This is a genomic window from Arthrobacter sp. UCD-GKA (assembly GCF_001863355.1).
Classification (GTDB): domain Bacteria; phylum Actinomycetota; class Actinomycetes; order Actinomycetales; family Micrococcaceae; genus Paeniglutamicibacter.
The window spans coordinates 211328-231203 of record NZ_MOLR01000005.1; the positions used below are offsets into that span (position 1 = coordinate 211328).

Annotated in this window: 14 protein-coding genes, 1 tRNA gene and 1 other RNA gene; 8 read left to right on the forward strand and 8 right to left on the reverse strand. The window is 67.0% G+C overall.

The annotated features are described in order from the left end of the window. Window positions 1-81: 81 nt before the first annotated feature. Window positions 82-1341 (forward strand): HNH endonuclease, encoded by a 1260-nt coding sequence (locus BLJ79_RS10560; protein ID WP_175475454.1) that lies wholly within the window; start codon window positions 82-84, stop codon window positions 1339-1341. 137 nt (window positions 1342-1478) lie between these two features. On the opposite strand, the gene BLJ79_RS10565 is transcribed toward BLJ79_RS10560, so the two are convergent. Beyond that, window positions 1479-2765, reverse strand: coding sequence for an aspartate kinase (locus BLJ79_RS10565; protein WP_071214704.1), 1287 nt, complete (start codon window positions 2763-2765; stop codon window positions 1479-1481). Between the two features lie 323 nt (window positions 2766-3088). On the opposite strand from BLJ79_RS10565, the gene BLJ79_RS10570 reads away from it, so the two are divergent. From BLJ79_RS10570 to BLJ79_RS10590, 5 genes are all read left to right on the forward strand, one after another. Beyond that, on the forward strand, window positions 3089-4069 hold the full coding sequence (locus tag BLJ79_RS10570) for an ABC transporter ATP-binding protein (protein WP_071214705.1): 981 nt from the start codon (window positions 3089-3091) through the stop codon (window positions 4067-4069). Then, the gene (locus tag BLJ79_RS10575) at window positions 4066-5163 is read left to right on the forward strand and encodes an ABC transporter permease (protein WP_071214706.1); all 1098 of its coding nucleotides are present in this window, start codon (window positions 4066-4068) and stop codon (window positions 5161-5163) included. Before BLJ79_RS10570 ends, BLJ79_RS10575 begins: the two co-directional genes overlap by 4 nt. Before the next feature lie 96 nt (window positions 5164-5259). Beyond that, on the forward strand, window positions 5260-6069 hold the full coding sequence (locus tag BLJ79_RS10580; protein WP_286135344.1) for an IclR family transcriptional regulator: 810 nt from the start codon (window positions 5260-5262) through the stop codon (window positions 6067-6069). Between the two features lie 176 nt (window positions 6070-6245). Then, entirely contained in the window at window positions 6246-6590 is a 345-nt protein-coding gene (locus BLJ79_RS10585) for a Rieske 2Fe-2S domain-containing protein (RefSeq protein WP_071214708.1), read from the forward strand. 11 nt (window positions 6591-6601) lie between these two features. After that, window positions 6602-9094 carry a GcvT family protein gene (locus BLJ79_RS10590; RefSeq protein ID WP_071214709.1) on the forward strand — a complete coding sequence of 831 codons (2493 nt, stop codon included), beginning with the start codon at window positions 6602-6604 and terminating at the stop codon, window positions 9092-9094. A gap of 28 nt (window positions 9095-9122) precedes the next feature. Here BLJ79_RS10590 and recR read toward each other — a convergent pair whose 3' ends face one another. The 5 genes from recR to BLJ79_RS10615 all read right to left on the reverse strand — a co-directional run bounded on the left by recR (window position 9123) and on the right by BLJ79_RS10615 (window position 15948). Beyond that, a complete protein-coding gene (gene recR / locus BLJ79_RS10595; protein WP_071214710.1) occupies window positions 9123-9785 on the reverse strand; it encodes a recombination mediator RecR in 663 nt (220 codons plus the stop codon). Between the two features lie 99 nt (window positions 9786-9884). After that, on the reverse strand, window positions 9885-13388 hold the full coding sequence (locus BLJ79_RS10600; RefSeq protein WP_083411229.1) for a DNA polymerase III subunit gamma and tau: 3504 nt from the start codon (window positions 13386-13388) through the stop codon (window positions 9885-9887). Next, window positions 13385-14305: a tRNA glutamyl-Q(34) synthetase GluQRS gene (gene gluQRS, locus BLJ79_RS10605; protein ID WP_071214712.1), complete on the reverse strand. Its 921-nt coding sequence runs from the start codon at window positions 14303-14305 to the stop codon at window positions 13385-13387. The genes BLJ79_RS10600 and gluQRS overlap by 4 nt, the downstream gene beginning before the upstream one ends. Before the next feature lie 63 nt (window positions 14306-14368). Then, window positions 14369-14465, reverse strand: an RNA gene (gene ffs, locus BLJ79_RS10610) — signal recognition particle sRNA small type. 70 nt (window positions 14466-14535) lie between these two features. Beyond that, window positions 14536-15948 carry an HNH endonuclease signature motif containing protein gene (locus BLJ79_RS10615; RefSeq protein ID WP_175475455.1) on the reverse strand — a complete coding sequence of 471 codons (1413 nt, stop codon included), beginning with the start codon at window positions 15946-15948 and terminating at the stop codon, window positions 14536-14538. A 332-nt stretch (window positions 15949-16280) separates the two neighbouring features. Between BLJ79_RS10615 and BLJ79_RS10620 the strand changes: the two genes are divergently transcribed. Together BLJ79_RS10620 and BLJ79_RS10625 are read left to right on the forward strand one after the other, a co-directional pair. Further along, window positions 16281-16365: transfer RNA gene (locus BLJ79_RS10620), tRNA-Ser, on the forward strand. Window positions 16366-16515: 150 nt separating this feature from the next. Continuing rightward, a complete protein-coding gene (locus BLJ79_RS10625) occupies window positions 16516-17298 on the forward strand; it encodes a response regulator transcription factor (protein ID WP_175475456.1) in 783 nt (260 codons plus the stop codon). On the opposite strand, the gene BLJ79_RS10630 is transcribed toward BLJ79_RS10625, so the two are convergent. Next, window positions 17288-17692, reverse strand: coding sequence for an Hpt domain-containing protein (locus tag BLJ79_RS10630; RefSeq protein ID WP_071214714.1), 405 nt, complete (start codon window positions 17690-17692; stop codon window positions 17288-17290). The two genes, BLJ79_RS10625 and BLJ79_RS10630, sit on opposite strands and share 11 nt — an antisense overlap. Before the next feature lie 324 nt (window positions 17693-18016). Continuing rightward, entirely contained in the window at window positions 18017-19783 is a 1767-nt protein-coding gene (locus BLJ79_RS10635) for a sensor histidine kinase (protein ID WP_083411197.1), read from the reverse strand. Between the last annotated feature and the right edge of the window lie 93 nt (window positions 19784-19876).

The following is a 19876-nucleotide window of genomic DNA, read 5'->3' on the forward strand; positions in this document are numbered from 1 at the left end:
GGCGAAATCAGTGCGCCGGCGGGTCCAACGCCCCCGGCACCTTCCGCCCTGCCGGCACCGGGACGGAGCCACGAGGACGACATGGCGTTCCTGAGGTTTGTGCGAGACGGCCTGGCGGCCCTGGACTCGGGAGGCACCGCAAGGGAACACCACGAGAAGATCGGCATGGTCGAGGAGATCAAGGGCGCCGCGGCCGGCGCACAGGCCATGTCGGCGACCCTCATGGAGGCCGACGTGGTGGCCCTCAGGACCGAGGCCGGGGTGCGGGGAAACAACCCGGCCTACGGGGTCGGGTCGCAAATCGCGTTGGCCCGCCGGGAATCCCCGGACCAGGGCCGGGCCTTCCTCGGTTTCGCGGACCGCCTGATCGCCGACCTGCCCTTCACCCTCATCGCCCTGCTGCGCGGAAAGATCAGCGAATCCCAGGCGCGGGCTATTGACCGGGAAACCCAGCACCTCCCCTCGGCGCAGCGCGAGGAAATCGATGCCGCCTTGCTGCGCAATCCGGAAGGGCTGAAGGGGCTATGCCCGCGCGCGCTGGTGGACAGGGTCCGCAAGTTCGCCTTCGAATACGACAGCTCCGATTCGCTGGGAAGACTGGAAGAGGCTAGGGCCGGGCGCTACGCGGCCGCGTTCCCGACCCGCGACGGCATGATGCAGCTGGCCGGGCTGCTGCCCGTCGACGACGGACTGGCCGTGCACCAGGCCCTGGACGAGGCGGCCCGGGAGATCAAGGCGGCCGGGGACCCCCGCACCCTGGCCCAGATCCGGGCGGACGTGCTGGTGGACCGGGTCACCGGGAGGAAGCCGGCCGAGGGCGTGAAGGTCGTCCTCCACCTGGTCATGAACGACCGTACCCTCTTTCAGGGCTCCAGCGAACCCGCCCACCTGATCGGCTATGGCACCGTCCCTTCCACCTGGGCCAGGATGGTGGTCGCCGGGCGGGACCCCCAGGACAGGGAACGCTACCGGGGGCTGGTGTCCCTCAAGAGGATCTACACCCACCCGGACACTGGGGCGCTGGTGGCCATGGACTCCAGGTCCCGCCAGTTCCCCACAGCCCTCAAGGACCTGATCAGCATCCGCGACAGGTACTGCCGCACCCCCTGGTGCAACGCACCCATCAAGCATTTCGACCACGTGGTCCAACACAGCCGCGGCGGCCCGACCAGCGAGGCCAATTCGGCCGGCAGGTGTGCAAGTTGCAACCAGACCAAGGAACAATCCGGCTGGGAAGAGCGCGTCGTGGACAGCGGTGGGCGGCACACCATCGAGATCACCACCCCGGTCGGGGCGACCTACACCTCCACCGCACCGCCGCTGCCCGGCACCCCCTGCTGACGCCGGGGATCCGCACCACACACGCGCCATGCCGGGCCCCCGCACGCCCGCCAACGAAAACGGTCCGTGGCGCCGGAGCACGCGATGACGCGTGCCTCGGCGCCACGGACCGCGTGGCGTTTGAAAGCGACCGGGAATTAGCGGCCGGTACCGCCGTAGACGGTTGCTTCGTCCTCGGCATCAAGATCGAAAGCGGCGTGGATCGCACGTACCGCGTCGTCGAGCTTGTTGGCGTCGGTGACAATCGAAATGCGGATTTCCGAGGTGGAAATCATGTCCACGTTCACGCCGGCCTGGTGCAGCGCCTCGAAGAAGGTGAAGGAGACGCCCGGGTTCGAGCGCATGCCCGCACCGATAAGCGAGAGCTTGCCGACGTTCTCGTTGTAGGAGATGGCTTCGAAGCCGATCTCCTCCTGCGCGGAACGCAAGGCTTCCTGGACATGCTTTCCATCGACCATTGGCAGGGTGAAGGAAATGTCCGTGCGACCCGAGCCGGAGGTGGAGATGTTCTGGACGATCATGTCGATGTTGGCGTGGGCGCCGGCAATGACGCGGAAGATCTGCGCGGCCTTGCCCGGGATGTCGGGAACGCCGACAATGGTGACCTTGGCTTCGGAACGGTCGTGGGCTACACCGGAAATGATGGGCTGTTCCAAGGGTTCTCCCTCTTGAATCTTGATCTGGTCATCGGGGCTGGGCAGGACCCAGGTTCCCTCATTGGTGCTGAAAGAGGAGCGCACATGCAGCGGGACCCCGAATCGGCGCGCGTATTCAACGCAGCGCAGGTGCAGGATCTTGGCGCCCGAGGCGGCCATCTCGAGCATTTCCTCGCTGGAAATGGTGTCGATCTTGCGGGCCGCCGGAACCACGCGCGGGTCGGCGGTGTAGATGCCGTCGACATCGGTGTAGATCTCGCACACGTCGGCGCCGAGCGCGGCAGCCAGGGCCACCGCAGTGGTGTCCGAACCGCCGCGGCCCATCGTGGTGATGTCGTTGGATTCCTTGCTCATGCCCTGGAACCCGGCAACGATCGCGACGTAGCCGCGGTCGATGGCGCGACGCACGCGCTGCGGGGAAACCTCGATCACGCGGGCCTTGCCGTGGATGGAATCGGTCATCATGCCGGCCTGCGAGCCGGTGAAGGACGCGGCCTTGGCACCCAGTCCGTCGATGGCCATGGCCAGCAATGCCATGGAGATGCGTTCGCCGGCGGACAGCAGCATGTCCATCTCGCGGGCGGGAGCCTCTTCGGTCAGTTGGCCGGCAAGATCGAGCAGCTCATCGGTGGTGTCGCCCATGGCGGAAACCACCACGACGACTTCGTGGCCGGCGGACTTGGTGTCAATAATCCGACGGGCAACGCGTTTGATGCCTTCGGCATCCGACACGGATGATCCGCCGAATTTTTGGACAATCAGGCTCATGCGTCAGCACACTCCATGGGACGGGAAATAGGTGGACTTCAATCGGCGCAGCCGTGGCCGGCACCGCTTCCATATTAGCCATTGTGATGCACCGGAGCTCCAATGCATGACCGTTCTTGGTCATAAAGCGGGGTTTGGCTGGTCTATTTGCTCGATTGGATATCGCGCAGGTCACCCCGCGTGAAGGAGTGCGGCGAATTGGGGGCCCGAAGAACGCTATTTGGTAACGGAATGGATAAACACGTGACTTGCCTAGTCAGACTGCGTACCTTGGGAGGATCGGGCCCGGGGGAGCCATCGGAACAAGTGCAGGGTGGGATCTCATGGAAACAGCTGTCACGGGCCCGGGCCAAGCGCCGGGGCAACGGCAGGATCTAGGTTTGGGAATCACGGCCACCGGCCTGGCCCGCTCCTTCGGCGCGGTGCGGGCGGTGGAAAACATTGATTTCCATGCGGCGCCGGGAAAAGTCACGGCGTTGATCGGACCCAACGGGTCGGGCAAGACGACATTGCTGCTGATGCTGGCATCCCTGCTGCGCCCGGATGCCGGAAGCATCCGCATCCAGGGCATCGACCCGACGGCAGATCCCCGCGCGGTGCGCGCCGTCCTGGGCTGGATGCCCGACACGCTGGGCTTCTGGGAGTCCCTGACCAGCAGGGAAATCCTCACCACCGTCGCCGCCCTGTACGGGATCGGCAAGGCGCAGGCCAGGGTGCGCGCCGCGGAGTTACTGGAGGTCGTGAACCTCGGGGAGCTGGCCGACACCCCGGCCCGGGTCCTCTCTCGCGGGCAGGCCCAACGGCTCTCGCTGGCGAGGGCATTGGTCAACGACCCGTCAGTGCTGCTCCTTGACGAGCCCGCCAGCGGGCTGGACCCAGGAGCACGCGTGCAACTGCGCTCGCTCGTGCGCCAGCTCGCGGACAGCGGGAAGACCGTGGTGATCAGCTCGCACGTGTTGGTGGAACTCGATGAAATCGCCGACGCGGCGGTGTTCCTGTCCCGGGGCAAAACCGTGCGCAGCCAGAGTCTTGCCGAAGCCGGGGCGCAGAGCCGCGGCTACACCATCGCCAGCCTGGACCTGGAGATGCTGCGCGTCGCCTTGGCGGAAGCCAACTTCGAGGCGGCGTATCGCAGCAACCTGGAAAACGGCGGAGGCAGCGCCAAGCTGAAGCTCACCGGGGAAGTCCAGGCCGCGGAGCTTCTGGGCAGGCTGGCCGGTGCAGGGGTTCCCGTCACGGCATTCGCCCCGACTTCCGGCCTGCTCGAAGAGACCTACCTGAGCCTTGAGGATGAAATGCCATGAGTATCTCCACGTCCCCGCGCGCACGAAGCGCCGCCCCGGCCCTGGGCTACCTTGCGGGCATCCGCACCGTCTTCGGCCTGGAGATCCGGCAGCGGATCCGCAACCGCGGCTGGTACATCATGCTGGGCATTTGGTTCGTGGTGGTCGCCGCCGTCGTGGGCCTTGCAGCCCTGAGCGTCGGGGAAGACGGTTTCGGTGCCGGGCAGGTGATGTTCGAGTTGGTCATCGCGTTCGTCCTCTTCTTCGGCATGCTCATCGCCCCGGCACTGAGCGCCAACTCGATCACCGGGGACCGGGCCAACGGAACCCTGGCGATCCTGCAAAACACGCTGCTCACCCCGGGACAATTGCTCTGGGGCAAGTGGCTGGCCTCGTGGGTGGCGTCGCTGGGGTTCCTGGTGGTCACGATCCCGTTGATCGGCTGGGCGATGACCTACGGAGATGTGTACCTGCCGGCAGCGCCGGTGCTGCTGGGCATGCTGGCGGTCGAACTGGGCATCGTTTGCGCGATCGGGGTCGGGGTTTCTGCGCTGGCCAACCGCACGCTCTTCGCCGTCATGGTCACCTACCTGCTGGTGGCGTTGCTCGGGCTCGGGACCTTGATTGCCTACGGGCTGAGCATGCAGTTGGTGAAGACCGACGTCAATGTCTCCAACCAGGTCTGGCCCGGGACGTACATGAACGGCGATTTCTCGGGGGATTGGGACGAGAACAACTACACCTGCGAATCATGGACGTACGTGCAGGAAACCTTTGCCACCGAACGCATCACCTGGCTGCTGGCGGCCAACCCGTTTGTGGTGGTCGCCGATGCAGCACCGCGGTCCCCGGCCCCGGAGGATTCGTCGATGTTCGCCGAGGCCGGCCCGATGGGGGCCATCAGCGAGGGTGTGCGCTACTCACAGGCGGGCCCGGAATTCCAGATCCCGTGCCTGAACGGGGTCAAGAACACCGCGTTGCCCCCGACTCCCGCGCCGTTGTGGCCGCTGGGCCTTGGCATCCAGGTCCTGTTGGCGGGAGGCATCGTGGCCGCCGGGCGTAACCGCCTCAGGACCCCGGCGGGCAAGCTCGCCGCGGGAACGCGGATCGCCTAGCCGCCCGGCCCCGGACTCGGGGCCGGACGGCCCGGCCAGCGCTAGGCTGGGGCGAAGCGACCAATGAGACGAACCGGCACGAAGGACGGAAAAGCATTGGCAGTCGACGAACCGCAAGGCACCGAAACGGACGGCGACGATGCCGTTCCCGGCGGCGTCCAATCGGTGGACCGGGCGCTGGCGATCCTGGAGATCCTGGGCCGGGACGGAAGCTCCGGAGTGGGCGAGGTCGCCGAGGAACTCGACATCCACAAGTCCACCGCTTCCCGCCTGCTGAGCTCGCTGCTGGCCCGCGGCATGGTGCAGCAGAACACCAACCGCGGGAAATACGAGCTGGGGTTCGGCATCCTGAAGCTTGCCAGCTCCATTCCCGGACGGCTCTCGCTGGTGGGCGAAGCCCGCCCGGTCCTCGAGGGGCTGGCCGAGGAGTACAAGGAAACCGTCAACCTCGCGGTCCTGCGCGAGGAATACGCGGTCAATGTCGACCAGGCCATGGGCCCCTCGACCCTGGCGACATACGACTGGCTCGGCAGCCTCACCCCGCTGCATGCAACCTCCAGCGGGAAGGTGCTGCTGGCGGCCCTGGGGGCCGACGAGCGCGGACGGATCCTGAAGGCCGCCAAGCTTCCCCAGCGCACGGCCAAAACCATCCGCACGCGCACCGCCTTGGAAAAGGAGTTGCTGCAGGTCGTGAAGAACGGCTTTGCGCAGGCCCGCGAGGAATTCGAGATGGGCATCAACTCGGTTGCGGTGCCGGTGCGCAACCACCTCGGGGCGGTCGTGGGGGCCATCAGCATCTCCGGCCCGGCCTTCCGCTTCGACCCGGAAAAGCAGCCCGGCCTGCTCGAGGGTCTCAAGCGGGCCGGGCTGGAGATCAGTGCTTCGCTGGGCTACCCGGACCGCTGACAGCCCGGCCGGGTTCTTCGGTTTGGCGCTTCGGCTCAGTGCTCCGGGACGACCCTTGACTTCCGCTCGTGGCCTGCGCCACTGTTGTCGCACGGGGCGAATGCTGCTGTTCAGTGCGAAATACCGACAGCCGCCGAAAATGCCCCGGCCGAAGAGCCAGCAAGGAGTGAAACAGGATGCACGGCGCCTGCACGCTGACCCAACCGGCCCGTGGATACGCACCGCGGCGTGACACTTCGCCCCCGATCACCGTGTTCCACACCGAGGAGGGCGAGCTTTTCGCCATCGACGACACTTGCACTCACCGGAACTCCTCGATGGCCGAAGGCTGGGTCGAGAACCGCGAAGCCGAATGCCAGCTGCACGCCTCGAAGTCCAGCCTCCGCGCCGGGGAGGTTGACCAGCCCCAGGCCAAGCGCCCGGTGCGGGTCCACGAGGTCACCGTCGTCGACGGCCATATCACGGTCGCCGAATCGGATGCGGCCCCGAACCTCCCGCCGGGCATCAGCCTCGTCGGATAAGGAGCACCACCATGAACCAAGCACCGAACGTCGTGATCATCGGGGCCGGCATCGTCGGCGCGAACCTGGCCGATGAGCTGGCCGTCCGCGGCTGGGCGAACACCACCGTGGTCGAACAGGGTCCCCTGCACCTGGCCGGCGGATCCACCTTCCACGCCCCCGGCCTGGTCTTCCAGACCAACCCGTCCAAGTCGATGACCGAATTCGCCGGCTACACCGTCGAAAAGCTGCTGTCCCTCACGAAGGACGGCGTTTCCTGCTTCAACCAGGTCGGCGGGCTGGAAATCGCCACGACCCCCGCACGCCTCGAGGAGCTGGCGCGCCGGCACGGATTCGCCACCTCCTGGGGACTCGAATCGCGGCTGGTTGACGCGGCCGAATGCAAGCGGCTCCACCCCCTGCTGGACGAGGATGTGGTGCTCGGCGGCTTCCTGGTTCCCTCCGACGGGTTGGCGTCCGCGGCGCGGGCGGTGCAGCTGCTCATCGAGAAGTCCACCGCGGCCGGGGTGCGGTTCCTGGGGGACACGACCGTCACCGGGATCGAGCAGGCCGGCGGCAAGGTCACGGGGGTGAGGATCGGGGACGACACCGTGATCGAGGCCGACATCGTGGTCTCCTGCGCCGGGTTCTGGGGACCTGCCATCGGGGACATGATCGGGATGCGTGTCCCGCTGCTGCCACTGGCCCACCAATACGTCACCACCGACGCGCTGCCCGAGCTCGCCGGGCACAACCAGGGGTCCAACGGGGCCTCCCTGCCGATCCTGCGCCACCAGGACAAGGACCTGTACTACCGCGAGCACGGGGACCGGATCGGCATCGGCTCCTACGCCCACCACCCGATGCCGGTGGACCTGGACTCCCTGGCGAAGGTGCCGTCCGAGAACATGAGCGAGCACGAGATGCCCTCGCGGCTGGATTTCACCGAAGAGGACTTCCTGCCCTCCTGGGAGGACTCGAAGGTGCTGCTGCCGGCCCTGGGCGGCGTCTCGATCGAGGACGGCTTCAACGGCATCTTCTCCTTCACCCCCGATGGCGGGCCGCTGGTGGGTGCGGCCCCGCAGCTGGAGGGCTTCTATGTGGCCGAGGCCGTCTGGGTGACCCATTCGGCCGGCATCGCCCGGGCCGTGGCCGAGTTGCTCATCGACGGGCAGTCATCGGTTTCCCTGCACGAGGGAGAGGTGACCCGCTTCGAGCCGGTGCAAACCACCAAGGACTACATCTCGGAGACGTCCCAGCAGAACTTCGTGGAGATCTACGACATCCGCCACCCGCTCGAGCCCCGCACCTCGCCCCGCGACCTGCGCTCTGCCCCGTTCCGGGCCCGCCTGGAAGAGCTTGGCGCGTTTTTCCTGGAATCCGCCGGCTGGGAACGGCCGCATTGGTTCGAGGCCAACCGGCAGCTGCTGCAGGTGCTGCCCGATCAGTGGCGCTCCCCGGCGCGCGACTCCTGGTCCGGCCGGTTCCACTCGGAGATCTCCGCGGCCGAGGCCTGGCGGACCCGCACCGCGGCGGCCATGTACGACATGACCCCGCTCAAGCGCCTCGAGGTCACCGGGCCCGGCGCCCTGGCGCTGCTGCAGCGCCTGAGCACCGGCAACATCGCCAAGAAGCCGGGAGCGGTCACCTACTGCCTGCTGCTGAACACGGACGGCGGGATCCGAAGCGACGTAACCATCGCGCGGCTGGGGGAGGAACGCTTCCAGCTGGGCGTGAACTCAAACATCGACCTGGACTACTTCACCGTCCAGGCGCGCCGCCAGGCGGCCGCGGACCCGGGTGCCTGGGCGCACGTCAGTGACATCACCGGTGCCACCTGCTGCATCGGGCTGTGGGGGCCGCTGGCCCGCGAGGTCATGGCCAAGGCCAGCGGGGACGACTTCTCCAACGAGTCGCTGAGGTACTTCCGCAGCAAGGAGGTGGTCATCGGGGGCATCCCGGTCACCGCGATGCGGCTGTCCTACGTGGGCGAGCTCGGCTGGGAACTCTATGCCAGCGCCGAGACCGGGCAGCGGCTCTGGGACGTGCTCTTTGCGGCCGGTGCCAAACACGGGATCATCGCCGCCGGGCGCGGGGCATTCAACTCCCTGCGCCTGGAAAAGGGCTACCGCCTCTGGGGCACCGATATGACCCCCGAACACCACCCGTTCGAATCGGGCCTGGGCTTCTCCATCGCCAAGGACAAGACCGGGTTCGTGGGGGCGCAGGCCGTGGAAGTGCTGCGCAACAAGCCCTCGGCGCGGGCGCTGCGCTGCCTGACCATCAACGACGGGACCTCGATGGTGCTGGGCAAGGAGCCGGTGTACGTGGACGGTGCCCCGGCCGGCTACGTGACCAGTGCCGCCTACGGCTACACGGTGCGCACGCCGCTGGCCTACGCCTGGCTGCCGGCCTCCATGATGGAGGGGGACCAGGTGGAGATCGAGTACTTCGGCCGCAGGATTCCCGCGACGGTTGCCGCGGACCCGCTCTTCGATCCGAAGATGGAGCGACTGCGCGGGTAGGAGGCACCCGAAAAACGGGTGCGGAAGGTCAGGACGCGGAGACCGGTTCCTGGGAGGGCGGGGCGGTGCGCACCAGCGGGGCGGCGGGGGCCGGCTGCGCGGTGTTGCGCCGCCCCTCGATGGCGCGGGCCAGGGTGACCTCGTCGGCATACTCCAGGTCCCCGCCCACCGGCAGCCCGGAGGCCAGCCGGCTGATCTTGATGCCCAGCGGGCGCAGCGTGCGCACCAGGTAGGTGGCCGTCGCCTCGCCCTCCAGGTTCGGGTCGGTGGCCAGGATGATCTCGGTGATGCGCTCGTCCCCCAGCCGCGCGATCAGCTCGCGGATGTGCAACTGCTCCGGGCCGATCCCGTTGATCGGGTTGATGGCCCCGCCCAGCACGTGGTACCTGCCGGTGAAGGCGCGGGAGCGCTCGATGGCGATGACGTCCTTGGACTCCTCGACCACGCAGATGATGTCGTCCCCGCGTCGTTCGTCGCGGCAGATCGAGCAGGTCTCCGACTCCGAGACGTTGAAGCACACGGTGCAGAACTTCACCCGTTCCTTGACCACGGAGATGACCTGCGCCAGGCGCTTCATGTCCTCCGCATCCGCCTCGAGGATGTGGAAGGCAATGCGCTGGGCAGACTTGGGGCCGATGCCCGGAAGCCTTCCCAATTCGTCGATCAGTTCCTGGACTGCGCCTTCGTACACTTGGAATCACACTGCCTAATCTTGCTGTTCGCTGCGACTTTGTTGCGTGCACCAGACACTACACACCGGCCCCGACGCTTGGCCCCGGCCGGCGGGCCGTCATCGAGGCCGGTTGGGGCGCTCGAGCACGTTGCCCTGTGCATCGCGTTCCTCGATGACCATGCCCTTGAGGATGCGCTCGATGGCGGGAACACCGATCAACGAGGAATCCTCGATCTCGATGTCGTCGTCGCTGGGGACGAACTCCGTCTCTTCCAATTCTACCGGTGCAACCGGGGCCGGGCGCTGCTCCGCAACCGGCGTTGGCCGCGGGCGGGCGAAATCCGGGGCGTCGTCCGGGTTGCCCCAGGCACCGGCCGACGGATCGGTGGTGATCGGGGCATGCACGGGAGCCGGGTGCGAATCGGTGATCCCCGCGGCGCGGTTCATCAGGCGCTGGTAGCGGCTGAGCTTGCCGCCGTTGGCGGGCACCGGGGCCCCGGGTTCCTCCGCCGCCGGGACGGGAGCCGGAACCGGCATGCCCCAGGTGGCGGCCGATGCGCCGGGGGGAGGGGCGACCGGGCGGTCGGCAGCACCCAGGGACGGTGCCGGGGCCACGTAGCCCTTGGGCGTGGCCGGGGGCGGGGCCGCGGGCAATGAGGTCCCGGACGCTGTTGAAGGATCGTCCTCGACGGCGGGTGAGGCAACCGGGGTTCCCAGGTCCCCTTCCCAGTCGGGCACCGGCACGGAGGAAGCATCCCAATCGCCGCCGCCGTCATCCCACGGTTCGGAATCCCAGGCGGGTTCCGGTCCGAAGCCCGGGTCCTCGGAGGAGGCGTCCGGGATCGGGGGCTCGGCCGCCGGGGGCTGGGTGGGTGCCGCAGGCGCGGCTGCGGGCTGCGCGGCAACAGGCTCCTGGACGACAGGTTGCGGTGCCGCCGGTTGCTGAACGACCGGCCGCGGTGCCGCCGGTGCGGCCGACACCACGGAGGGTGCGGCGGGCGCGGCCTGGACGGCAGGGGCCGGTGCGGCGCCCCAGCCGGGTTGGCTGGGAGCGGGCGCACTGGAAGGGGAAGGGGCGGTGTGCTGCTGTGGTGCGGATTCAGCTGGACCAGTGGTCACCGCCGGCTCGGGCCGGCGATCAACTTTTGGGCCAGAACCACCCGCGGGTGCGGAGCCTCCCTCTGCGATGACCAACTCTATGTTCACGCCGAGCACCTTCTGGATGCTCTGGCCCAGGATCGCAACGTTGTCCGCCCGCGCGGTGAATGCGGTCATGGCGCCGGTGTGCGCGAAGCTCACGGTCAGCGTGCGGCCGTCAAAGCCGGTGACCGAGGCATTCGGCGCCACCATCATCCAGACAAACCGCTTGTTGCTCTTGAGCTCTTCCAGGATGTCCGGCCAGGCACGGCGGAACATTTCCACCGATCCGGCGCCGCCGGAGTGCGCTGCCGGGCCTTGGCCCTGCTGCGGCTGTGCGGCCGGTGGCTGCTGCTGCCGTGGTGCCTGGTTTTGCTGTTGCTGCTGCGGAGGAATCTGGCCCTGCGGCTGCCCCTGCTGTTGCTGGGTTGGGGCCGGCTGCTGTTGGGGTTGCCGCCCGGGGGCCTGCTGCTGAGGCTGGCTCTGCTGCTGCGCGGCGAATTGCTGCGCATTCTGCGGCCGCGGGGCAGCCTGTTGCTTTTGCGCGGCGCGCTGCTCGGCCACGGCACGTTCCTGCGCGGCACGTTCCTGGGCCTCGCGTTCCTGCGCGGCTCGCTCGGCGGCGGCGCGCTGTTCGGCGGCAGCCCGTTCCTGGGCGGCACGCTCTGCCATGGCCTGCTCGGCCGCGGCGCGCTCCTTGGCGGCCTGCTCTTCCTTGACCTTCTTGGTGAAATCCGCCATGGCTTGGTTTTGCTGCAGCGGTGCGGGTTCGGGTGCCGGTGCCGCGGGCTCGCCCTCGGTTTCCGGCGCGCGATCGGGCAGGATGCTGAACGGCGGCACATTGGCAGGTGGGTGCACCGGAGTGCCTTGGGAGGGTGAAACCGGCTCGGTGACGGGGTTGGCGGGCCCCTCGGGCACCGGCCCCCAGGTTCCGCCCCAATCGGGGGAGTGCCCGGCCGGTTCCTCGGCGGCCGGAGCTTCCGCAACGGGGGTTTCCTCCACGGGCGCAGACGGGGCCGGCGCCGCCGATGTTTCCGGTGCGGGTGCAGCGGCGGCGGGAGCGGTCGAAACCGGCGCTTGGGAGGGCTCGTCGACCGGCTGGACCACAACCTCCGCTGGCGCTGCTTCGCTTGCAGCCGGGGCGGCGGGGACTGCCGGCGCTTCGGCGGCGCCGCCTTCCTTCTGGGCCCGTGCCGCACGCAGGGCCTCGCGGACCGCGGCCGCACCCTGGCCCGAGGATTCGCCCTCGAAGCCGGCGGTGGAACCGGGATGGCCCGGCTGGCCGGAGTCGCCGGCCGGCATCGGTGGAAGATCGTCGCCGGCGTAGGCTAGGCGGCGTTCAATCCGGTCCATGCGCGCATTGAAACCACGTTCGGTGGCGTCCGAGGCCGGCAGCAGCAGTCGGGCGCAGAGCAGCTCGAGGTGCAGGCGCGGCGACGTTGCACCGGTCATCTCGGTCAGGCCCGCGTTGGTGACGTCGGCCCAGCGGCTGAGCTCGGCCTGGCCGAGTCCCGCGGCCTGGGCCTGCATGCGGTGGAGCTGGTCCTCGGGCAGGCCGCGAATGATCTGGGCGGCGTTCTCGGGAACCGCGCGCACGATGATCAGGTCGCGGAAGCGTTCGAGCAGGTCTTCGACGAATCGCCGCGGATCGTGCCCGGTCTGCACCACGCGGTCCACGGCGGCAAAAACGGTCGCGGCGTCGCCGGCGCCCAGTGCGTCGACGACGTCGTCGAGCAAAGTGGCGTGGGTGTAGCCAAGCAGCGACACCGCCAGCTCGTAGTCCAGGCCGTTGGGCCCGGCACCGGCGATCAGCTGGTCAAGCACGGACAGCGAGTCGCGCACCGACCCGCCGCCGGCGCGGATGACCAGCGAGAGCACGCCGGGGGCCACGGAGACGCCCTCGGCGGTGCACAAGTACTCGAGGTACTTGATCAGCGGCTCTGGCGGGACCAACCGGAACGGGTAGTGGTGGGTGCGCGAGCGGATGGTGCCGATGACCTTGTCCGGCTCGGTCGTCGCAAAGATGAACTTGATGTGCTCCGGCGGCTCTTCGACGATCTTCAGCAGGGCGTTGAAGCCCGCCGAGGTGACCATGTGGGCCTCGTCGATGATGAAGATCTTGTACCTGTCGCGCACCGGGGCGAATGTCGCGCGCTCGCGCAGGTCGCGGGCGTCATCGACGCCGCCGTGGGAGGCCGCGTCGATTTCGATCACGTCGAGGGAACCCGGGCCGCCGCTGGCCAGCTCGATGCAGCTGGGGCAGATGCCGCACGGGGTTGGCGTTGGGCCCTGGGCGCAGTTTAGGCAGCGGGCCAGGATGCGGGCGGACGTGGTCTTGCCACAGCCGCGCGGACCCGAGAAGAGATAGGCATGATTGACCCGGTTCTTTTCCAGGGCAGTCATCAGCGGCGTGGTGACATGTTCCTGCCCGATCACGTCCGCAAAATTGTCTGGACGGTAGCGACGGTAAAGAGCTGTACTCACGAGGGCCACCCTATCGGTTTTCCTGATGCATGCGCACCCGGATCGGTTGTGAAGACCCACGGTTGCGTGGGCAGCAGTGCTGGATCGAAGGCCGCCAACGCAGCGGACAGCGAGTCGCCGGGCAGCCCCAACGAGGCGAGGATCATGGCGCGGGCCGCCGCGGCGTCGATGCCCACGCTGGCAAGCCGGCCCAGGGTCACCGACCCGTCGCGCTTGGCCAGGCGCTTGCCGGCCGCATTCAGGGCCAGCGGAACATGGGCGTAGGCCGGAGGTTCGGCGCCGAGCAGCCGGGCCAGGTAGGCCTGCCGCGGGGCGGAGGAGAGCAAGTCGTCGCCGCGGACCACCTGGTCGATGCCTTGGGCCACGTCGTCGACGACCACTGCCAAGTTGTAGGCCGGGACCCCGTCATTGCGCAGCACCACGAAGTCGTCCACGACCCCGGTGTATTGGCCGTGCAGCACGTCGGTGACGGTGAAGGTTTCCGCCTCGGTGCTAAGCCGCCAGGCTGCCGGCCGCAGCCCGCGCTTGGCGGCGCGTTCGGCCTCGGTGAGATCCCGGCAGGTCCCGGGATAGGTGCCGGGTGCGGCGTGCGGGGCGCTGGAGGCCTCGGCAATGTCGCGCCGGGTGCAGAAGCACTCATAGAGCAGGCCGCGGGCCCGCAACGAGCCAAGGGCCTCGGCATAGAGGTCGGAGCGCTCGGACTGCCTCACGATCTCTCCGTCCCAGGTGAGCCCAATGGCGGCGAGGTCGGCAAGCTGGAGTTCCTCGGCGCCGGCACGTGCACGGTCGAGGTCCTCGACGCGCATGAGGAATCCGCGTGAGGTGGAGCGGGCGAAGAGCCAGGCCAGGATCGCGGTGCGCAGGTTGCCCAGGTGCAGTTCTCCCGAGGGGCTGGGAGCGAACCGTCCGGAACCCATGGACCTACTCCCTTTCGACTCCCGGATTCGAGGTGCTTGGGTCAACACTCAATGCGGGAAAATAGTAAAGGCCCCTCATGCACCTGCCAGAGCCCATCTACCCTTGCTACCTTCCGGTCCTGGGGGAGTTCAACAGGATGACACCACATGAGGGGCCGTCAAATAGTCTACCCGAGACAGGGCCCAGGCCCGAAATCCGCATGCGTCGGTCGGCTCACGTATTCCTGCTTTCACGGCTCGGGGGAGTCGTCGCCGATCCCCGGGATCTTCTCTGACTCGTTCCAGCCCAACAACCGCTTGGCCTGCGCATTGATCGTGGTTCCGGGAAGCATCAGCTGGATCGGCGGTGATTCGGGGCCCAGGGGGCGGGGGTACAGCAGCCCGTCGGGCAGCTCCAGCTGCGTCAGGCCGTGCGGGGTGCGCCATTGCAGTGACCCGTTGCCCAGGTATACCGCCTGCCAGCCCAGCACATGCTTGTAGATCTGGTGCCGCTTGCACAGCAACTGGGCATTGCGCGCCGAGGTTCCGCCACCGGTTGCCCAATCGTCGATGTGGTCGAACTCGGAGAGCTCCGGGGCCCGCCGGCACCCGGGAAACCGGCAATGCTCGTCGCGCACCCGCAGGAAATCACGCAACGCCTTGGAGGGTTTGTAGCGCTTGCGGCCCAGGTCCAGGACGGAACCGGTCCACGGGTCGGTGAGAATGGGCCGCAGCGACGGCGCCGCGGCGGCCAGCCGCACCGCGACACCGATCGGTATGGGTCCATACCCCTCAAGGTTGGCGGTCCCGCGTTCCGGGTTGGCCAGCAGCTCCAGCGCCGGGATTGTCAGCCCCACAAAGGGCGGAGGCTTCTTCGTGGGCTGCCCGGGCCAGCCCTCGAGCAGCGAATCCCTGAACACGTCGGCACGCAGCTGGCCCAGCGCCCGGTCCGCTTCGCCCGGGAGCAGCAGGTTGGCGTGAACGGAGACGGTGTTGTAAATGGCCAGCACGTCCTCGGCGGGCAGGTAGGCCTGCAGCACCGCCATCCCGTCTTCTTCGGGCCACCACGCCAGCGAACGCCCCGTCTCCGCCCGCGACCTGCGGTCCGCGGCCGGTTCCGGATGCATGCGCTCACGGGTGCGCTTGATGCGCAATGCCATGGCCGCGTCGGAGGCTGTGGTGGCGGTGGGAAGCAGGCTCGCCTCGATCTGTTGGGCCGTTGCGCGTGGGATTCCGCGGGTCTGTTTCACAAGCGCGGCGGCTGTGCGTGAGGTGATGGAGCCGCTGTACAAGGCGAAGAGGGAGGCCTCGTGCACGGTCCGCAGGCCTTCGGCGGTGGCCAACCTGTTGAAGGTGGAATGCTCCGAGGTCCTGGTGACCAGGGCGGCCTCGGCCACGAAGGAGGACCGGTTCAGGTCCTGGTCCAGCCGGGAGAGCGGGTAGCCGTGTTCCTCGATCTCCCGCTTGTAGTCAAAGAGCGTGGGGTTCTCCTCCGACAACGGGGTGGGCATGCCGCGCTGCACCATCTCGGAGGTGTCTGCCAGCAACGTGGACTCCAGCCCGTCGACCATGGCGCGGATCCGGCTTAGCTCGCCCAGCTGGTTCAGGCCCTGTGCCGGCGTGCGCGGGGAATGGGTTGATGTGAGCTTCGCTACTGCCCGCATGAGGGGGTTCCGCGCCAGGAAGGTCTCCACAAGGGTGCTCCAGATGCCATCCATTCCGGCATAGTAACGAGACCCGGCAGGCGGCACGCCACCTCCCTCGGGCCCTGGATTGCTCTGGTGCGCCGCAAATTTTCCCATGTTCAAGTTCAACCCGGTACGGACTTTCCCGCTCCCGGACCCGGCCGGGCTGTGGAGTGCGGCAGGGGCCATCCAGGGGTGTGCGGGAAAGGGCTTGCGGTTGCGACAAGAACCTTTTGGGGACGGGCTTCGAGCGTCGATTAGTTGTCACCGAAATTGTCCGCTATGCTGGAACCTGCTCTTTGGAGCAAGCTGGAGGATTCGCCTAGCGGCCTATGGCGCACGCCTGGAACGCGTGTTGGGTTCACGCCCTCGGGGGTTCAAATCCCCCATCCTCCGCGGATACGGTATCGGTCTTGACTTGAGAAATCTCGTCAAGGCCGATTTCGTTTAAGCTGCACCACTTGATCGGGAAATCGTTAGACTAACGACCAGTGCATTGGCGAAAGTTGATGGCGCCAATCAAACGTAGCTGAAAAGGTGAATGAGTTGGCCGAACGCCGAATCGCAGTGGTCGTGGAAGACGACGCCGACATCCGTGGACTGCTCGAGGTTGTCCTGCAACAATCCGGGTTTGAGGTCCATTCCACGGACTCGGGGGTTACCGGCATGGAAATGGTGGAGTCCCACCATCCCGATCTGGTCACCTTGGATATCGGTTTGCCGGATATCGACGGATTCGAAACCGCCCGCCGGATCCGCAGCGTCTCCGACGCGCACATCCTGATGCTCACCGCACGGTCCGACGAGATCGACACGGTCCTGGGGCTGGAATCAGGTGCCGACGAGTATGTCACCAAGCCGTTCCGCCCTCGTGAGCTGCGTGCCAGGGTCGACGCAATCATGCGCCGGCGCACCAGCCTCAACAGCACAGCACACGACGCCACGCCCGGTGAAAACCGACCTGCGGCCCAGGCCCAGGACCAGGCGGCCACCGACGAGGCCCACCTACGAAGCCTCAACGGATTGGTGATGAACGTGGCCACCTACTCGGTCCATGTTGACGGGGAAGCAAAAGTCGTCACGCCGACGGAGTTCACGCTGCTCGAATCACTCCTGGGTGCGAAGGGCCACATCCGTACCAAAACCGACTTAGTGAGGCGGTTGCGCAACGAGGATTCCGATGCCGGTACCTACGTCTCGGCCTCCGATGAGCGGTCCGTGGAGGTGCATGTGGGGAATCTGCGGCGCAAGCTGGGAGACTCCGCCCAGGAACCGCGCTGGATTGAAACCGTGCGCGGGGTTGGTTACCGCGCGGTGGCTAGGCGTTAGCCGACCCTAGATATGCCTTGAGCGCGCACTCGGCAAATCCGGGTTCGCCCAACACCGCAAGGATCGTGCTCCCTGCCCGCTCGATGCGGCCAATGAGTTCGCCCTGGGTGTCCCGCTGGTCGTCCCTGAAAGCGTCATGGAGGAGAAAGGCCAGCCAGGCCAGGCCATGGGCGCCGGCCATGGTTGCCGCGGACTTCAAGGAGAGCGCGGCATCCTGTCCCGCTGCTCGGTCGTGCAAGGAATGAGCCTGGTTCAACCGTGTGATTCGCAGGGGCAGAAGCGTCTTGAACTGGGCAATGAACTCGTCGACGGATTGCGGCCCCAGTTCCGAGCACAATTTTCCCAGGGTTCGCGTACACACCGCGTCGTCTGGGGAAATGGGCAGGAACCTCATGGTCCCATCATGCTCCGCGAAGCTCACGAACGGGCCCCAAAATCGCTCAAGACCACCTCAAGGAAGTCTCCAAGATTTTTGAGGATACTGTGCGGCAATATTGCCTGCGATTGGACGAGAAATTGATGTTGTCAAGGAATAGTGTTGATTGCTGGAGGATCGGGGGAACCCGCGCCGCCGGCAACGGGGAAAGTGATGAGTTCCCGAATACCAATTCAAGGTTCTTCACTCGCATCATGGGGGCGTGAGTGGAACTCGACGAACCTGGCAAAGTGTGAGTTAGAGGTGCACCTCGAACTCACACTTTGTTTTTAAGCCACAGTTTCAGCGGCGAGAATCCGGGTGCACGGACGGAAAGCCCAGCGGGCGGACCGAGGATCCCGTGCCGGAGTCCGGGGACTTGCGCGGCAAGGTGACGGTCATGGTCGTTCCCGCGCCCAGCTTGCTCTCGGCCGTGATCTTCCCGCCATGGGCATCAACCAGCTCCTGGCTTATTGCCAGTCCAAGACCGACACCAGGCAGCCCGGAGCGCCTGGCCCTGTCGGTGCGGAAGAAGCGGGTAAAGAGGCCCTGGAGGTCCATATCGGACATCCCGTGCCCGGTGTCGATGACCCGGAGCGAGATCTCCTTGTTGTTGCAGTTCATCTCAACCGTGACGGAGCCCCCCGCGTCGGTGTACTTGATGGCATTGGACACGAGGTTGTCCACCACCTGTCCCAGTCGCAACGGATCTCCCAGCACGGCCTCGTGGCAAAGGTTTCCCTCGAGCAACGCGATCCCCGCCGTTTCGGCACGCGGGTACAGGGACTCGATCTGGGCGTGGATGACCGCTCCGAGGTCCATGGCGACAATGTTGACCTGGTGGTGCCCGGCTGCCGCGGCGAGCAGGTCGTTGACCATCTGCAGCATCCGCTCGGAATTCCGTGAGATCACATCCACGGAGTGCTTTTGGGAGTGGTTCAGGCCGGCATCGTCCTGGAGCAGTTCGAGATAGCCCAGGATCGAGGTCAGCGGGGTGCGAAGTTCGTGGCTCACGTTGGCCAGGAAGCGGTCGCGGGTCTTTGAAGCCTCGATCAGCGGGGTGATGTTCTTGAACATGGTCACCGCCCCGTCGTAGGCACCGTCTTCCCCAAAGAACGAGCGGGCCGAGGTGGACAGGTACATGGGGTTGGAGAGCGGACCCATCGCAAATAGTTCGTCGGTGAATTCCTCTTGGCGGATCGCACGGATGACCGGCCGGTCATGGGGATCCAGCAGCTTTCCGGCCGGCTCGTAGTCGGGGGAGACTGCGCGTATCAGCAGCTGGGACTCGTTGGGGTTGGGATTATCCTCCGGGGTGGCATGCCGGTGCTGGAAGCGCTGGACGTCGTTCATGAACACGTCGTGGCCGTCGCGATCCACCACTACGACGCCGACGTTTGCCGCATTGAGCACGGCGTTCAGCAGGTGGGTCTGCCGTCTGCTGGTGGCCAGGGTTTCGCGCAGCTGCCGTTCGGCCAGTGTGGCGTTGTGTGCGGCGATGACAGTGGTGGTGGCCAGGGCCAGGATGGCCAGGGGGACGAGCATCGGCTTGGCCATGGTCTCCAGCGAGAAAGAAACGTGATGGTGCCACAACTGCAGCCAGGTCGCGGCCAGCGGCACGACGAACGAAAGCAGCAGCGTCGTGCGCGGGATGACCCCGGACCAGGCAAACCAGAAGACCGGGAAGGCAATGAACAGGCTGACCCCGGTGAGCCAGGGATAGGCGCCGATCGCCATCAGGGTTGCCGCCACCAACCCGAGCGCGGGGATCGAGAGATACGATTGCGGGCCGAGCCGCGTCCAGGGGACGGTCCAGGCCAGCACGCTGTTGAGCAACGTCAGCAGCACCCCGGCCACGAAATGCCCGTCCCCATAGATTTCCCTGGGGGCCGTGATTGCCGCCAGGATGCAGGCAATGGCCACCGCCAGCAGCATGGGTGTTTGCGACCAGCCGGCCTTCCGTTGCAAGGGAAGGTCGGCAAACGGGACGCCCTTGGTGACAAGCCGGGAGATCAGCGACGGCAACCGGGCTCCCGTGTGGCGCTGCCGGCCCGTATTCGTGGCACTCATAGGTACAGCATAGGTTCCGCCCCGGCCTGTCCGCGGACTTGCGGCCAGGCCACGCAGGATGAGGACGGCCAAGTCACCCGTTGCATGCCCGCA

What these genes read in the sequence shown, in the direction of transcription:
- BLJ79_RS10590 (WP_071214709.1), top strand. Translation starts at nt 6,602, where the DNA reads ATGAACCAAGCACCGAACGTCGTGATCATCGGGGCCGGCATCGTCGGC.
- BLJ79_RS10585 (WP_071214708.1), top strand. Translation starts at nt 6,246, where the DNA reads ATGCACGGCGCCTGCACGCTGACCCAACCGGCCCGTGGATACGCACCG.
- BLJ79_RS10615 (WP_175475455.1), bottom strand. Translation starts at nt 15,948, where the DNA reads ATGCGGGCAGTAGCGAAGCTCACATCAACCCATTCCCCGCGCACGCCG.
- BLJ79_RS10635 (WP_083411197.1), bottom strand. Translation starts at nt 19,783, where the DNA reads ATGAGTGCCACGAATACGGGCCGGCAGCGCCACACGGGAGCCCGGTTG.
- BLJ79_RS10570 (WP_071214705.1), top strand. Translation starts at nt 3,089, where the DNA reads ATGGAAACAGCTGTCACGGGCCCGGGCCAAGCGCCGGGGCAACGGCAG.
- gluQRS (WP_071214712.1), bottom strand. Translation starts at nt 14,305, where the DNA reads ATGGGTTCCGGACGGTTCGCTCCCAGCCCCTCGGGAGAACTGCACCTG.
- BLJ79_RS10565 (WP_071214704.1), bottom strand. Translation starts at nt 2,765, where the DNA reads ATGAGCCTGATTGTCCAAAAATTCGGCGGATCATCCGTGTCGGATGCC.
- BLJ79_RS10560 (WP_175475454.1), top strand. Translation starts at nt 82, where the DNA reads ATGGCGTTCCTGAGGTTTGTGCGAGACGGCCTGGCGGCCCTGGACTCG.
- BLJ79_RS10575 (WP_071214706.1), top strand. Translation starts at nt 4,066, where the DNA reads ATGAGTATCTCCACGTCCCCGCGCGCACGAAGCGCCGCCCCGGCCCTG.
- BLJ79_RS10630 (WP_071214714.1), bottom strand. Translation starts at nt 17,692, where the DNA reads ATGAGGTTCCTGCCCATTTCCCCAGACGACGCGGTGTGTACGCGAACC.